The organism is Flavobacteriales bacterium, from assembly GCA_013001705.1.
Lineage (GTDB): Bacteria > Bacteroidota > Bacteroidia > Flavobacteriales_D > JABDKJ01 > JABDLZ01.
This window is the reverse complement of record JABDLZ010000265.1, coordinates 1-16409: the sequence shown is the minus strand read 5'-3', so window position 1 is coordinate 16409 and position 16409 is coordinate 1. Positions and strand designations below refer to the sequence as shown.

General features: G+C 50.2%; 12 protein-coding genes. 6 read left to right on the top strand and 6 right to left on the bottom strand.

Going from position 1 to position 16409, the window contains the following annotated elements; translation table 11 throughout:
* The coding region (paaA, locus tag HKN79_10680; GenBank protein ID NNC84031.1) for a 1,2-phenylacetyl-CoA epoxidase subunit A at positions 1-898 on the bottom strand (898 nt) is incomplete at its 3' end.
* A gap of 88 nt (positions 899-986) precedes the next feature.
* Positions 987-2060: a phenylacetate-CoA oxygenase/reductase subunit PaaK gene (paaK, locus tag HKN79_10675; GenBank protein ID NNC84030.1), complete on the bottom strand. Its 1074-nt coding sequence runs from the start codon at positions 2058-2060 to the stop codon at positions 987-989.
* 206 nt (positions 2061-2266) lie between these two features.
* Between paaK and HKN79_10670 the strand changes: the two genes are divergently transcribed.
* Positions 2267-3826 carry a BspA family leucine-rich repeat surface protein gene (locus tag HKN79_10670; GenBank protein ID NNC84029.1) on the top strand — a complete coding sequence of 520 codons (1560 nt, stop codon included), beginning with the start codon at positions 2267-2269 and terminating at the stop codon, positions 3824-3826.
* Here the strand turns inward: HKN79_10670 and HKN79_10665 are convergent, their stop codons facing one another.
* Both HKN79_10665 and cphA read right to left on the bottom strand, forming a co-directional pair.
* Positions 3827-4390, bottom strand: a complete 564-nt coding sequence (locus tag HKN79_10665; protein NNC84028.1) for a TetR/AcrR family transcriptional regulator — start codon at positions 4388-4390, stop codon at positions 3827-3829. It abuts the gene before it with no gap.
* Positions 4391-4460: 70 nt separating this feature from the next.
* On the bottom strand, positions 4461-7130 hold the full coding sequence (gene cphA / locus HKN79_10660; GenBank protein ID NNC84027.1) for a cyanophycin synthetase: 2670 nt from the start codon (positions 7128-7130) through the stop codon (positions 4461-4463).
* Between the two features lie 103 nt (positions 7131-7233).
* Here cphA and HKN79_10655 point away from each other — a divergent pair, with 103 nt between their 5' ends.
* On the top strand, positions 7234-8088 hold the full coding sequence (locus HKN79_10655) for a cyanophycinase (GenBank protein NNC84026.1): 855 nt from the start codon (positions 7234-7236) through the stop codon (positions 8086-8088).
* A gap of 18 nt (positions 8089-8106) precedes the next feature.
* Here the strand turns inward: HKN79_10655 and HKN79_10650 are convergent, their stop codons facing one another.
* Complete coding sequence (locus tag HKN79_10650) at positions 8107-9039, bottom strand: isoaspartyl peptidase/L-asparaginase (protein NNC84025.1); 933 nt, start codon at positions 9037-9039, stop codon at positions 8107-8109.
* Between the two features lie 150 nt (positions 9040-9189).
* Between HKN79_10650 and HKN79_10645 the strand changes: the two genes are divergently transcribed.
* Positions 9190-10407 (top strand): multidrug effflux MFS transporter, encoded by a 1218-nt coding sequence (locus HKN79_10645; protein NNC84024.1) that lies wholly within the window; start codon positions 9190-9192, stop codon positions 10405-10407.
* 2 nt (positions 10408-10409) lie between these two features.
* On the opposite strand, the gene HKN79_10640 is transcribed toward HKN79_10645, so the two are convergent.
* Positions 10410-11999 (bottom strand): class I SAM-dependent methyltransferase, encoded by a 1590-nt coding sequence (locus HKN79_10640; protein ID NNC84023.1) that lies wholly within the window; start codon positions 11997-11999, stop codon positions 10410-10412.
* Between the two features lie 189 nt (positions 12000-12188).
* Between HKN79_10640 and thrA the strand changes: the two genes are divergently transcribed.
* From thrA to thrC, 3 genes are all read left to right on the top strand, one after another.
* Positions 12189-14651: a bifunctional aspartate kinase/homoserine dehydrogenase I gene (gene thrA, locus HKN79_10635; GenBank protein NNC84022.1), complete on the top strand. Its 2463-nt coding sequence runs from the start codon at positions 12189-12191 to the stop codon at positions 14649-14651.
* Positions 14644-15582, top strand: coding sequence for a homoserine kinase (locus HKN79_10630; GenBank protein NNC84021.1), 939 nt, complete (start codon positions 14644-14646; stop codon positions 15580-15582). The genes thrA and HKN79_10630 overlap by 8 nt, the downstream gene beginning before the upstream one ends.
* On the top strand, positions 15579-16409 hold an 831-nt coding region (gene thrC / locus HKN79_10625; protein ID NNC84020.1), incomplete at its 3' end, for a threonine synthase. The genes HKN79_10630 and thrC, both read left to right, overlap by 4 nt.

Below are 16409 nucleotides of genomic sequence, written 5' to 3'. Positions count from 1 at the left end.
CCTCCCTTACCCAAGCACCTTTGTCCCAAGCGTCATTGCGGGCTTTCAAACGTTCTCGGTTACAAGGTCCATCACCTTTGACCACCTGCCAGAATTCGTCCCAGTCGATCTCACCGAAGTCATAAGCACCTCTTTCCTCGTTCCATTTGAGGTCTGGATCGGGGATGGTGAGACCTAGGAATTCGGCCTGCGGAACGGTCTGATTGACGAATTGCTGACGGAGTTCATCATTGGTCTTACGCTTGATCTTCCATTTCATGGACTGCTCGGTATGGGGCGATTCCTCATCTCTCGGTCCGAACATCATCAATGCAGGCCACCAGAATCGGTTCAATGCATCTTGGGCCATATCTATCTGCTGTTTTGTACCTCTGCTCAGTGTGAGCATGATCTCATAGCCCTGTCTCTGATGGAAACTCTCCTCTTTACAGATACGCACCATAGCACGAGCATAGGGCCCGAAAGAGGTACGGGTGAGCATCACCTGATTCATGATGGCTGCACCATCCACCAACCAGCCGATAGCACCCATGTCAGCCCAAGTAAGAGCGGGATAATTGAATATGCTGGAATACTTGGCCTTTCCTGAGTTCAGTTGTTCGAGCATCTCATCTCGAGTGATACCCAATGTCTCGGCTGCACTATATAGATACAGACCGTGACCTGCTTCATCCTGTACTTTGGCCAGTAGGGCCACCTTTCTTCTCAGACTCGGAGCGCGGGTGATCCAGTTTCCTTCAGGTAGCATGCCTACTATCTCACTGTGCGCATGTTGGCTGATCTGCCTGATGTGGGTCTTGCGATATTTCTCCGGCATCCAATCCTTGGGCTCGATATTCTCATCCCGATCGATACGGGCTTGGAACTCTTTTTCCAGATGTATCTCTTTTGCTGTCATATCTTAATTAAAATGTGAATCAAAATGTCGAGCAATCACTCGGACGGAAGACATTTTAAATTCTATTCTCATTTTGATTTTCATTGAGTCATTGATCGAAATCCACCACTACCAATTCACTCTTAGGGATGGACTGGCAGGTCAGTATGAATCCTTGCTCCACTTCATCGGCTTCTAAGGCATAGTTCACTTGCATATCCACCTCTCCTTCCATCAATTTGGCCCTACAGGTGCAGCAAACTCCTCCTTTGCATGCAAAGGGAACGTCAGCACCTGCTTGGAGAGCCCCATCCAAAATGTTATTCGACCCTTGTTCGATATCGAACTTGAAGCTCTTGCCACCTTCTAATATCGTCACTTTTGAGACAAGTCCGGCCAGTTCTTTGCTGTAGTCATGTTTCTCAGCATACTTGGCTCCCGAGGTGTTGAAGAGTTCGAAATGTATCCGGTCCTCATCCATTCCTTCGGAGACCAAAAAATCCTTGACCATGAAGATCATCTCCTCGGGACCGCAGGTGAACACATGATCGACCTCCTCAATAGAAGTGATACGAGAGAAGATGGCGGCCAATTTCTCCTCATCCAATCGGCCATCGAGCAAAGGCATGTTCCGCGATTCACGAGTTAACAGATGGAAGACCTCCAATCGCTCCATGAATCGGTTCTTCAAAGCTTCTATCTCTTCTCTGAGAATGATGCTTCCCACTGTCTGATTGACGTAGAACAATTTGAAGGTGGAATCGGGTTCAGACTCCAGATGGGTCTTGATGATGGAATAGATGGGAGTGATCCCAGAACCTGCAGCAAAGGCGACATAATTTCGAGCCTTGCTTTCATCCACTTCCACAAAGAAGCGCCCGTTGGGCTCCATCACTTGGAGGGTGTCCCCAGGTTTCAGGGTGTCATTGGCGAATGTGGAGAACCTACCTCCAGGAACCTTCTTGATCCCGACCTGCCATTTCCCTTCGTGTGGGCATGAGCATAGCGAATACGATCGCTGCACCTCTTCTCCATCTATCTCAGCTTTGATGGTCAGATATTGACCTTGCTTGAAGGCAAATGCTTCGCTGAGTCCATTGGCTATATCCAGCGTGACAATAGCACAATCGGGTGTGGTCTTTCGGACCTCTTGCACCTTGACTTCATGAAAGTGATTGGACATGAGGATAATGTTTGTGCGTACAAAACTAACAAATGTTAGTCCAAACTGTATATAAACCGCTTTTTGAATAGTGGTTTTTTGGATCGGGAGAAACCTTGTGCTCGTATCTCACGTAACAAGAGGCAGTAATTAAACCTGTCATGAAAAATTCTACAACTATTAAAAGCAGATTATCAATCTACACTGTCGCAATCCTTTTGACACAGATGAGCCTTGGTGGCCTAAGTGCTCAATTGGACGACTTTGTTACTACGTGGACCACCACAAACGAAGGAGCGTCAGATGACCAGAGTATCACTATTCCTACGCATTTTGCACAGGACTACAACTATCATGTCGACTGGAACAACGATGGCATCTATGATGAGATCGGTGTTACTGGTGATGTGACCCATGATTTCGGTGCCCCAGGTACCTATACTATCCGTATTGGAGGAGATTTCCCAACTATCTATTTCGATGGAGCCTATATCGGCCACAGTGGGGATGAGAAGAAGTTGGTTTCTATCGATCAATGGGGATCGAATGTCTGGACGACTTTCGAATCGGCATTCAAAGGCTGTGAGAATATGAACATCACTGCCACGGATGCTCCAGACCTGTCCATGGTGTTCGATATGTCCTACATGTTTGAGAACTGCACGTCCTTGGACTGCAATCTCAATGCATGGGATGTCAGTACGGTCTACGACATGACCGGAATGTTCCAGGAGGCCTCGGCCTTCAATTCAGATCTCGATCAGTGGGATGTGAGCGGTGTACACCATATGGCTTACATGTTCGCCAGTGCAGATGCCTTCAACGGAGATATCAGTACATGGGATGTATCGAGCCTTCAGGATGCAGAAGGAATGTTCATGGTAGCCGCGTCTTTCAATAATGACATCAGCGCCTGGAATACGGCCAGTCTGACAGACGTGAGATTTATGTTCCAAGGAGCAGAGATGTTCGAACAGAACATCGGTGATTGGGATGTGAGCAATGTGCAGGACTTCACAGCGATGTTCAGCGGTGCAGTGGAATTCGATTCCCCACTCTACTACTGGGATATGAGTTCAGCTCAAGTGCTGACTTCCATGTTCAGTGGAGCTTCTAATTTCAATAGGAATATCACGGGGTGGGATGTTTCCAATGTGACCCACATGGATAACATGTTCACTGCGGCCACTGCTTTCAATCAGGATATCAGTTCTTGGGATGTGTCTTCTGTTGTGACATTCAACGGTACATTCATGTCTGCTGAGTTGTTCGATCAGAACCTCGGAGCATGGGATGTGGTATCAGCTACGGATATGGAAGATATGTTCCATTTGGCCGGAGTTGGCACTTGGGCATATGACCACATTTTGATGGAATGGAGCGGTAAAGCGCTACAATCTGGTGTGACTTTCAATGCGGGTAACTCCATCTACTGTGTAGGTGAGGATGCCCGTCAGAATATTATAGACATGCACGGATGGACCATCACGGATGGTGGTCCTGATCCCGATGTAGATTGTGTCACTTCAGTAGATGAATTGATGACCATCGATGCAAGGATCTTCCCGAGCCCGGCTATAGACCACATCAACATCCAGATCGATGAGGCCATTACAGGCCCGATGACTGTGAGACTGATCGATGCGATCGGAAAAGAAATTCTGACTTCAACTGTGAACGGACCTCAGACCCGAATGGACCTAGTCCGTGTGCCAGAGGGGTTCTATTCACTTGTGATCTCAGGAGAAGACCAAGTGTACCACCAACAGGTATTCATCGGACAATGATTACCTCGGAACGAGGAGTCTGACCATCTGTTGTTCGAGCTCGATACGGTTGATCCCCGGATTACGACTGTACCACGAGTAAAGCCAACGGAGGGTAGAAAGAATCGAGAAAAGTGCCAGGTCGACATCGACCTCTGGCACTTTTCTTTCTTTTAGGCTTTGGGCCAAGATTCCTTTAAAGTCCTTTTCATAGCCGTCTTTCAATGCATTGAATTCATCGGCTATAGGACCTTCCAGATGTACCCATTCATTGATGAGAAGGGAGACAGCATCGGTATGGTCTACAGCGATGTCCACATGGAGCTTGATGAGTCTTTCGAGTTTCTCACTGGCCGTCAAGGGTGCATGTTTGATCTCTTCCATGCCATCGGTGTAGTGATGTGCAATGGTCATCAGTAATTCGGAGAGGATCTCCTGTTTGCTGGATATGTGATTGTACAAACTAGGAGCTTCCATGCCCATGCCAGCGGCTATATCGCGCATGGAAGTGGCTTTGAATCCACGTTTGCGGAACATAGAGGCCGCAGCCCATTTGATCTGTTCCTTTCGACTGAGTCCTTTCATGACCCCAAGGATACGAACATATGTTAGTTATTGACTAACGTTTCTCACATCGGGGACCAATCATATCCATCTAGCGTGCCTTGGCCTCGACTTTGTCAGCGAAAGAGGCGGTATCGGATCTATACAGGCGCTGAACTTCTTCTTCTTTGAATCGTTTGACCAGATTCAGAGCGTCAGGCACTACATCTGAACTGACCACGATCAGCGATCCCTTCTTGGCATTCTCTATGGCATGGGAAATGGCCTCTGACTCAGAAGGAATGATCGTACGAGGCATATTCGGGTCCACTGAGTCGATTCCTTGCTCGATCAGGCCGATCATCTCTCCCTCGCTTCGACCGCGGAGATTCTTATCCTGGCGGATGATGATCTCATCGAACATCCGTGCCGAGATGGCACCTATTTCTATAGTGTCCTCATCTCTACGGTCTCCCACTCCAGCTATGATACCAACTTTGGGATGGCCATCCATCTTGCCGACCAATTCGCCCAAAGCATTGAGACCAGCCGGATTATGGGCATAGTCCAGCATGACTTGGAATTCCTTGAACTCGAACAGGTTCAGCCTTCCTGGGGTCTGCGCTGGAGACGGAATGAATGATTGTAGAGCCACTTTGATATCCTCGATACTGAATCCGCGGATATATCCAGTGAGCACTGCTGGCAGTACATTCTGGATCATGAATGTCGCACGACCATCCATGGTCACAGGAACATTCACGGCTTTGCAGACCCTGATCTTCCAATCCCCTTTCATGATGGTGATGTAGCCTTCTTCGTAGATAGCAGAGAGCCCACCGCGTTGTGCATGGGCCTGTATTCTCGGATTGTTTTCATCCAAAGAGAAATAGGCCACTTCGCACTGCAATCCGCTTCGCATGTCATATACCAGATCGTCATCTGCATTGAGGATGGCCGTCCCAGAGGGAAGCACTACTTCAGGAATGACCCCTTTGACCTTGGCCAGTTGCTCGATGGTATGGATTCCCTTCAGTCCTAGGTGATCGGCAGCTACATTGGTCACGATACCGATGTCACAGCGTTTGAATCCCAGACCGGCCCTCAGCAGTCCTCCACGTGCACATTCGAGCACGGCAAAATCCACTGTGGGATCCTTCAGAACGAATTCTGCACTGGCTGGTCCCGTGCAGTCCCCTTCCATGAGTAGGCGATTCTGAATGTAGACCCCATCACTGGTGGTGTACCCCACTTTGTATCCTTTCAGCCGCACCATGTGTGCTATCAGTCGGGTAGTGGTGGTCTTTCCGTTCGTCCCGGTGACTGCAACGATGGGTATTCTCGAATCGGCTCCTGGTGGATAAAGCATGTCTATGACATGGGAGGCCACATTGCGTTTCAGCCCATCAGATGGTGCCAGATGCATCCTGAATCCAGGCCCAGCATTGACCTCAAGTACTGCTCCTCCGGTCTCGTGTAGTGGACTTCCGATGTCGGTGGTCATGATGTCGATGCCGCATATATCCAGATCGATGATCCTACTTATTCTCTCGGCCATGAACACATTGAAGGGATGGACCATATCGGTGACATCCTCTGCGGTGCCTCCTGTGCTCAGATTGGCCGTATCCTTCAGTTGGAGGAAGGTGTCTTTTTCGAGGACGGAATCCAAAGTATACCCGGCTTCATCAATGAGCGAGCGGGTCATGTCATTGACCTCGATCTGGGTGAGCACTTTCTCATGCCCGTACCCCCGTCTCGGGTCGGCATTGACTTGATCGATCAACTCCTGGACCGTGCTTTTCCCATCTCCAATGACGTGGGCCGGGGTGCGTTTAGCTGCAGCAATGAGTTTATGGTCGATGACGAGTAATCGATAATCATCACCTGTGATGAAACGCTCGATGATCACCGATCGGCTGACCTCCTTGGCAGCGGCAAGTGCCTCACAGGCCTCATCCCAATCCTGCACCTCGGTCGTTATTCCTCTACCGTGATTGCCGTTGATCGGTTTGACCACTATGGGATAACCGATGCGCTCGATGACATCCTTCATCCCAGCCTCTGTCCGTACGATATCTCCTTTCGGGATGGGTACTTCGGCCTGTTCGAGTAAGTACTTGGTATCTTCTTTATCACATGCCAATTCTACGCCTATACTGGAGGTCTGACTGGTCACGGTAGCCTGAATGCGCTGTTGATTGGCGCCATATCCTAATTGACACAAAGAGTATCTGTTCAACCGGATCCAAGGAATCCCTCGGTTCTGAGCTTCCTGTATGATGGAGGCTGTACTCGGCCCCAGTCTTTCCCGTTCCCTGATCTCCCGCATCTCTTGGATATCGGATTCCAGGTCGTAGTCCTTGGCATCAATGAGTGCTTCAGCGATCCTTACAGCAGATCGGGCTGCATAGCGTCCTACTTTCTCCTCGGTATAACTGAAGACTACGAAATAGACGCCTTCTTCACCATAGGTACGGGTCCGGCCGAATCCCGTGTCCATTCCTGCCAAGGTCTGGATCTCCAATGCGATATGCTCGATCACATGTCCCATCCATGTGCCCTCTTCCACCCGCTGAAAAAAGCCACCGGCCGTTCCGACAGAACAGCGATGCTCATACATGGTGGGGAACATCTCGCGTAAACGGTCCAGAAAACCGGGGATGGAGTTGGTAGGTCGTTGTTCCATATCCTCCAGATCCAGGACCATCACGATCAGTTTGTCCCTGTTCACCGACCAGTAATTCGGTCCCCGCATCGCATTGATCTGTCGTATTTTCATTTCGGCTGTTTGAAAATTGTCTTGTAATTAACGAAAATCCGCGTTGTCATGGGACGGGGATTGGGCATTTTCGTAGATTGTAGAAGCACTTGGAATGCAGGATATGACAGGTAAAGAGGGCGTTTTAATCCCTATTGGAGGATCAGAGGATCGTGGTGATGAGGAGAATCCTCGGCTACCCTTCAAAGAGAAAGGTGTTTTGAAACACGTGTTGAGTCAGGCCAACGGTGTAGACTCGAGGGTTGTTGTGGTGACTTCGGCCAGTAGTATACCGGATGAGGTCTTTGCACAATACAAGTTCGGATTCGAGTTACTGGGTTGCCGCGATGTGAAGCATTGGCATATCACTGACAAATCCCAATGTGAAGATGAAGAAGTGCTGGCAGATTTCTCAGCGGCCCATGTGATATTCTTTTCCGGTGGGAATCAATCGAAACTGCCCAAACGGATGGGTAGGACCAGCCTCTCGAAGCTCCTGAGAAGAAGATATGCAAAAGACTCTTTGGTGATTGCTGGTACAAGCGCTGGAGCAATGGCCATGTCACAGGAGATGATTGCCGGAGGTAGTGCCTCTGAAGCCTTTGTCAAAGGGGCTGTGCGTATGCGAAAAGGATTCGGCCTGATCCCGGAATTGATCATCGATACCCACTTCGTTCGTAGAGGCCGATTCGGTCGACTGGCCGAGGCGGTTGCCCGCCATCCTCAATGTTTGGGCATCGGACTGGCCGAGGATAGCGGTGTGGTCATACGTGAAGGCAGGGAGTTCAGGGTCATCGGTTCTGGGATGGTGATCGTCATGGATCCACGTACCATCCAGCATAATAACCACGCGATCTTAGAAGAAGGAGACCTTATGTCGATGACCGGACTGACGACCCATTTCTTGGCCAACGGTGATCGATTCTTCATCGATGAGCATACGGTAGAGGTTCTGCCTCTGAATGCAGAGTATATCTGAGATCCTAGAAGAGGCCTTTCAGCTGAAAATTCCCAAGTACATCTCTTCTCCTGAGCGGATCGATGCCCTGTACATACCCGGGGTGTTGAAGGGCATACTTATCGCACCCTCAGCGTCCACAGCGATCAGGCCACCATCACCACCGATTTCCTTCAATCGATCATGTACCACATGCTTACAGGCCTCGTTCAAATCCAGGCCTTTGAATTCCATCAGTGCTGACACGCAGAAGGCCGTCACCTCCCGGATGAAGAACTCACCACTCCCGGTGCAGGATACTGCACAGGTCCGATTATCCGCATAGGTTCCAGCGCCAATGATCGGGCTATCACCTACACGCCCATATCGTTTGTTGGTCATTCCACCGGTCGAGGTGGCTGCAGCCAAGTTTCCATGGACATCTTTAGCCACCGCTCCTACAGTGCCGTATTTACGATCGGGGTCCAGGTCATGATCCAGCGCAACTCTGTCCGTCCCTTGCACCGAACGCCACTGGGCGAATCTGAAATCGTCATGGAAATAGTCTTTCGGTAAGAACTCCATGCCTATGCTCTTGGCGAAATCTTCAGCACCGCTTCCACAAAGCATCACATGTTCACTTTGCTCCATGACCTGACGGGCGAGTTGGATGGGATTCTTGATGCCGCGAATACCTGCTACAGCTCCTGCCATGCGTTCTCTACCCTCCATGACGGAGGCATCCATCTCATGGTCCCCTTCGGCAGTGAAGACAGAACCTTTTCCTGCATTGAATAAGGGGCTATCCTCCATACTGCTCACCGAGGCCTCGACTGCCTCTAATGCGCTTCCTCCCTTTTCGAGAATGGTGTTCCCACAGGTGAGTGCTGTTTCTAGTGCCTGCAGATAGACGCGTTCCTTTTCAGCATCCATCTCTGAGCGAAGTAGGGTACCTGCTCCTCCATGAATAGCCAATGATGTGCTTGTTGACATAGGATAGTGTGAGCGGTCGAAGATATACCAAAGCGTTCATCTCGATGTGTATAAGAGCATATGCTAGGTTCATGCTGTCTTTCTATTCTTGATACCATTGTACACCACACGTGCAGGCTGGTCCAGGTCGCGCATGGCCTATCGATTCATATGAGCCGAAGTAGAATAGATATTCCTTCTTATTTCCTTCCCTTTTTCGGGATGGTAGCGGCCATTGTACCCTTTGCTATAGATGCATATCTCCCTGCCATCCCTACCATGGCAGAACAATTCGGTGTGGATACGGTCTCTATGAACAATACCATTTCCATATTCCTCATCGGATATGGGCTGGGGCAATTCTTCGGAGGGCCCCTGTCGGATCAAGTAGGAAGGAAGACCATCGGATTGACGGGTATGCTCATTTTCATGGCGTCTACCATCGGGATCATCTTCACTGAAACCGTAGAATCTCTCATGGTCTTTCGGGGGATTCAGGCAATCGGAGGAGGATTCACTTCAGTGATCATCATGGCCTCTATGCGCGATGTCTATCCCGCACATGAAGCTGGGCGTAAATACGCGGTGGTCATGATGATCATGCTGGTCATGCCTATGATCGCACCGTTCATAGGCGCTTATCTGCTGCCCTTCGGATGGCGGATGATATTCATCGCCTTGCTCGCATTTGTATTACTGGCCGCTGTCTGGTATTTCTTCGGATTGAAAGAGACGGCCCATTCGCTGAGTGGTCGGGTGGATATCAGGCGTATTGCCGATCAGTTCATTGAAGTCGTTTCTCGAAGAACAGACGAGAAGATGCCGGTCATCGCCTATGTATTCGCCATGTCATTCAATGTGGGTCTCCTCTTGGCCTTTGTGACCAATTCTTCCGATATCTATCAAGGCTATTTCGGAGTCGACCCCAAGGCTTTCCCCTTCTTCTTTGGGGCCAATACGATATTGATGATAGGCTGTATCTTCTATAGTATGCGAATGATGAAGACCGTGCATCCACATACGCTCTTCATACGAGGAAATCTGATCCAATTGACCTGCGCCACGCTGACACTTTGCTATGTCCTCTTCTTCCAGCCTGAGCTTTACGTGATGTTTGGGCTGATCATTCTCTGCGTGGGTACGATGGGACTTGCCAATCCCTGCGCATCTGCTGTATACATCAGCTACTATGATGAGCTTTCAGGTAGCGCTACATCGTTCAGTTCGCTGATCCTGCTCTTCATGGGAGGTCTGGTCGGGGCTTTGGTAGGTTTCTTCAAGAACGACACCTTGATCCCTTTTGCTGTCAGCATGTTCGTTTGCGCATTGGTCTCCAATGCGATCAGTCTGAATATGCCCAAGCCTCAAGGGCACTTTAAGAAAGAGTAGGGCTATTTGCCTCGAAGTAGGTTGATACTTACCGTGGCCAGTTCTGAATCCGGGAATCGGCTGAAATGATGCATATCCGGATAGAGTCCTGCTTCTTCAGCGATCCGATGGAACACATCCACCTCTACTATGTACTGATCGGAATAGCCATGAGTGGCATCATAGGCGGTGGCGGCCGTCCTGCCGAGATGGGAAGCGGTGAGTTGGGGTGCGATGGTGTGGAGTTCGATGATCAACAGCCCGAATCGCTGTACATACGGCCTCCATTCTTCGAGGTGTCTTTTCAGGTTCTCCTCTACCTCTGAAGAAGTCAGCCGTTTCCCTCTGAAGGCATAGGCTCCCGTGCTTGTCCCTTCCCGGCCTCGTGGTTCGGTGTCGGTCCAGATGCGGTTGTGGTCCAAAAAGGTGCGCACATTGAGCAGGTCAGCGAGAGCGATGCTATAGTTCTCTTCGAGATCCTGTGCGAGCAGGTCAGGCCGACCGATGTCACCGAATATCACTTTGGCCCAGATGTCAGCAGCGATGAGGTTGGCGCGTGTGACCTTTAAGGCTGCTGCGTTGTAATCTGCTCCTACTAAGAACAAAGGATGCTCGTCCAGAAGGGTACCGCGTAATGTGTGTTGATCGATCACAGTGAATAGATGCTCCAGATAGGCCCCATTGCCACATCCCATGTCCACGATGCCTTTGGGCTGCTCTTCAATGGGTCGATTGAAAAGGTCGATGACGATCTCATCCACTTTCTTGAAATAGGTGCTGTGAGCTCCACCACTTCCCCAAACGTTCATCTCACGGTCCACATGGGCTTCCGGGGCGCCCTCTGGTACATTCCAAAGCACTTTGGGATCACCGAAGAGGAGTTCTGGAAGCTTCCTGAAAGTGGGGATGTAGGAGACGGTCACCCCATAAGCTGAAGCCCGCTTGGCGAAGAAGAGGCCCTTGTCGGTAAAGGAATAGGTGTCATTCTTCTTGCGGAACCATCCCAGATGTGTGAAGAAATCCAGCAAGCGACCGAATCGCTCAGGATCCTTATGGAACTCCTCTGGTCTGAAGGAGGTTTCCATGAAATATTTATGGAACATTCCTCCCATACCCAGTGCAACTACAGATGGACCTACTAGGACCCCTTCGATATGCTTCAATATCTGGGCGTGGATCTCATCAGAAGGGTCCAAGCCATGCCCTTCAATGAAAGGTTGGGTCACTTGGATCCAATGGTCGAATGGCTCGGGCTCGAATTTTCTAGGATGATAGTGCTCACTCATTTCCATCACCTGCATCACCCCTTCATAGAGCGGAAAATGGGTAGAGGCCCTTTGGCCTTTTTCGGTCAGTCGATACTCCGGAAGCGTAGTCGCGTTACGCATCTCTATCCAACCTTGTGAAGCAAGTATCCTCAGGGCTACATTCAGATAGCCTTCGTTTGCTTGAAATTCCTGTGCCAATGCATCAATGGCTTGAAAGCCGTTACCATCCAGTACATCCATGACCCCTCCCCGGTGAAGGGTATACCCAGTTGGGGCGACAGCAATGCCATCCAGATGACGGAATAATTCGGATCGATAGAGGGATTTTTCTTCTTTGCTGAGCATCTTCTGGAATTGTAGAGCTAAGATGCACCCAGAGTTCAGGACCTCATCTCGTGATCCATGTTTTTTTGATCCATTCGACTTTGATTTCTTTGCGGCCGATATATGGAAGATGAAAGCCCATAGATCAGAAACAATTGGGCATATATGTCGTATAGATTCAGACCTTTAACATCAATCTGAGCCAGGTTTATGAAGATCCTCAAATACGGTGGTAGTTCTGTGGCCGATCCTGAACGGATCAAGTCCATCTATGATCAAGTCGGACCTCGCGTACGGTCTGGTGAACGGATAGCCATCGTGGTCTCGGCCTTTGGAGGCGTGACAGATGCCCTTATCGAAACTGCAATCGCAGCTGAGGCCGGTAGAAATGAATATGCTTCTCTATTTCAAAAGGTCGCTGATAGACATTTACAAGCTATCCATGAGCTTCTCCCTGAGGATATGCGTCAAGCTACTGAAGAGGCCTGTCAGACGCAATTGGATGAGCTGGAAGAACTCCTACGGGGTATCTATTTGGTCAGAGAGTTATCGCCTCGATCCCAGGATGCCGTGTTGAGCTTTGGCGAGCGCCTTTCTGCCTTCATCATCTCCCATTACTTCAGTGCAGAAGGACTTAAAAGTGCATACTGCGATGCCCGCGAGATCATCCACACCGATGACACCTATACCCGAGCACAGGTGGACCTGAAGTCGACTGGAGAACGGATCCGTGAGTATTTCACCACGCATTCGGGATTACAGGTAGTAACTGGATTTATCGCTCGATCAGCTGCCGGAGATACCACCACACTAGGCAGAGGAGGATCGGATTATACGGCAGCCTTGCTGGCTGGAGGGCTCCGAGCCGAAGCATTGGAGATCTGGACCGATGTGGACGGGGTACTCACAGCCGACCCTCGAGTGGTCAAGAACGCCTATACCATCTCTGAACTCAGCTATGCTGAGGCCATGGAACTGTCCCATTTCGGTGCCAAGGTGATATACCCACCTACCATCCAACCAGCCTTGGATAAGAATATCCCCATCTACATCAAGAACACCTTCTCTCCTGATCACGCTGGCACACGCATCAGTGCTCAAGCTGGGGTACGAGAAGGAATCGGAATGACCGGTCTGACTTCTATCTCGGACGTATCCCTGTTGACTATCGAAGGAAGTGGCTTGGTCGGTATTCCAGGTACTGCAGCCCGATTCTTCCATGCACTAGGAAGTTCCGGGGCCAATGTCATCATGATCACTCAGGCTTCTTCAGAGCATAGTATCAGTGTAGCGGTCAAAGAGTCTCAGGCGATGAATGCACAGATGAGCCTCGAAAAAGAATTTGCCCGTGAGATCGAGCGCGGTCTCGTACTTCCCATCAAGAATGAACCCGGTCATTGTGTATTGGCCATGGTAGGTGAGGGGATGAGAAGACATCCAGGTGTGGCAGGGAGACTGTTCAGCGCTCTGGGTAGGAACGGTATCAACGTGGTGGCTGTGGCCCAAGGTTCTTCAGAACTCAACGTCACATGGGTCATCAAGAGCGAGGATAAGAGTAAGGCTTTGAATCTGGTCCATGACGCATTCTTCCGCTCGCAGAAGGAAAAGCTGCATGTATTCATCCTAGGTGTAGGGCTTATTGGAGGTACCCTCTTGTCCCAGATAGAAGGTCAGTACGATACCTTGCTGGAAGAGAACGATCTGGACCTACGCATAGTGGCTGTGGCCAACAGCCGGAAGATGTTGTTCAATAGGGAAGGCATCCGATTGGAGAACTGGAAGAACCAGTTGGATGAATTGGGAGAGGCCTCGAGCATCGAGACTTTTGCAGATCGGATCATCGAAATAAACCTGCCCAATTCTGTATTTGTGGACTGCACGGCCAATCCGGCCACCAAGGAAGTCTATCCACGACTACTGACCCATAGCATCAATATCTCTACGGCCAATAAGGTGGCGGCCTCCAGTGCCCAGAAGGAGTATGATGCGATCATCAACACGGCCCGGACGCACAATGTGACCTTTATGAACGAGACCAATGTGGGCGCGGGATTGCCAGTGATCGCTACATTGAGACAATTGGTCGAGAGTGGGGATAAGGTGCATCGTATCGAAGCGGTGATCTCCGGTTCGCTCTCGTATATCTTCAACAACTTCGATAAGGATTCCAGTTTCCAGGACCTGGTGACCGATGCACGCGAGAAAGGATATACAGAGCCCGATCCGCGAGAAGACCTTTCTGGAAACGACATCAAACGAAAGATCATCATTCTAGCCCGAGTGGCCGGATTCCAAATAGAACCAAATGAAGTAGAGGTAGAAGCACTACTCCCTACTGCCTGTATGGAAGCCCCTGATGTAGAGGCCTTCTTTCAAGAATTGGAGAAGGAATCCGATCATTTTGCCCGACTTATCTCCGAAGCAGATGCAGAAGGAGCCAGACTGCGCTATATCGCCAGCTATGCAGATGGCAAAGCCCGCGTTACCTTGCAACAAGTAAAAGATGACAGTCCATTCTACAATCTGGCCAGTACGGATAATATGGTAGTGGTCTACTCTGATCGCTATCAAGAACGACCATTGACAGTGGCCGGTCCAGGAGCCGGAGCTGATGTCACTGCGGCCGGTGTCTTTGCAGAACTGATCCAACTCGGCAATCGCAACAATGGCTGATTCGAAAACGATATCGGCCACAGCCCCTCCCACGATAGCCAATCTGGCCGTGGGATTCGATATTCTGGGACTGGCCGTTCAAGGAAAAGGAGATGTAGTGTCTGTGAGTTCAGGCGAGAAAGAAGGTGTACATATATCTGATATTCAGGGAGATAATGGGAAGTTGTCACGACAGGCTGAGAACAACACCGCTACAGCAGGCATCATAGCCATGCTTCACGATCTCGGGCGTCAAGAGTCACTCGCTATCCGCTTGGACAAACGCATGCCTTTGGGCAGTGGAATGGGAAGCAGTGCATCCAGCGCAGCAGCAGGAGTACTGGCGGCCAATGAGTTTCTGGGTAGACCCTTTAGCAAAGAAGAACTGGTCAAGTATGCATTGATCGGAGAGCAAGTGGCCAGTGGCAGTGTGCATGGTGACAATGTGGTACCTAGCCTGCTCGGAGGATTGATCCTCATGCGCAGCAACGAACCTGCCGACATTATCCGATTGCCCTTCATCCAAGACCTACAGATCATCTTGATCCATCCCCATGTTGAAGTGCTCACCTCTCAGAGCAGGGGTAGATTGAAAGAGAGCGTAGCAATGGATCTTCATATCCGACAGTCGGCAGACACCTCCGCATTCATCCACGCCATGCACACCAGGGATGAAGCATTGCTGAAGAGATGTATGCGGGATCACATCATCGGTCCGCAACGGAGGGTGGATATTCCGCTGTTCGATGAGGTGGAGGAGATACTGAAAGCTCAGGGCGCCATCAATTACAATATCAGCGGATCGGGACCGAGTAGTTTTGCCTTCTTCCCAGCGAGTGCCTACACCGAGTCGGTCGTCTCTGAGTTGAAAGAATTATTTGAAGACTATCGCATGGGCTGTGATATCGAATCGACCCGTGTGGATGACCAAGGAGCAAGGATCCTAGCATGAGATTTTATAGTACGAAGGACAGACAGAATGTAGTAGATCTGAGAGAGGCTGTCCTCCGCAGCCTGCCCCATGATCGAGGTCTGTACATGCCTGTGAGCATTCCAGAATTGGCACCGGACTTTTGGAAGAGTACGCCTGGAAAGAGCCTACAGGATATTGCATTGGAATTGGCCAGCCCCTATCTGGAAGAGGATTTCAGTTCAAGTGAGATAGGGGCTATCATCGAACAGGCTGTCAATTTTACCGCACCTGTCGTTGAGATTGAGCCGGGGATACACAGCTTGGAGTTGTGGCACGGCCCATCTCTGGCCTTCAAGGATTTCGGAGCACGATTCATGGCTGCGGTCATGTCGCGTTTGGTGAAGGATGAATCACGCAGGCTCACCATACTCGTGGCCACGAGTGGCGACACCGGGGGTGCCGTGGCCGCTGGATTCCTAGGTGTGGAAAATGTGGAAGTCATCATCCTCTATCCCAGCGGCAAGGTGAGCCCGCTTCAGGAAAAACAATTGACCACGCTCGGACAGAATATACAGGCCGTGGAGGTGGAAGGCACATTCGATGATTGCCAGGCCTTGGTAAAACGGGCCTTCCTGGATTCCGAACTCAATGAGAAGTACATGCTGAGTTCGGCCAATAGCATCAATATCGCTCGGCTCATCCCTCAGTCCTTTTACTATGCCGGTTCCTATGCGCAACTGGATGCTCCCGATGATCTGGTCTTCTGCGTGCCCTCCGGCAATTTCGGGAATCTCACAGCTGGACTTATCGCTCATCGCATGGGTCTACCCGTGCAGAAGTTCATCGCTGCGACCAATGTCAATGAC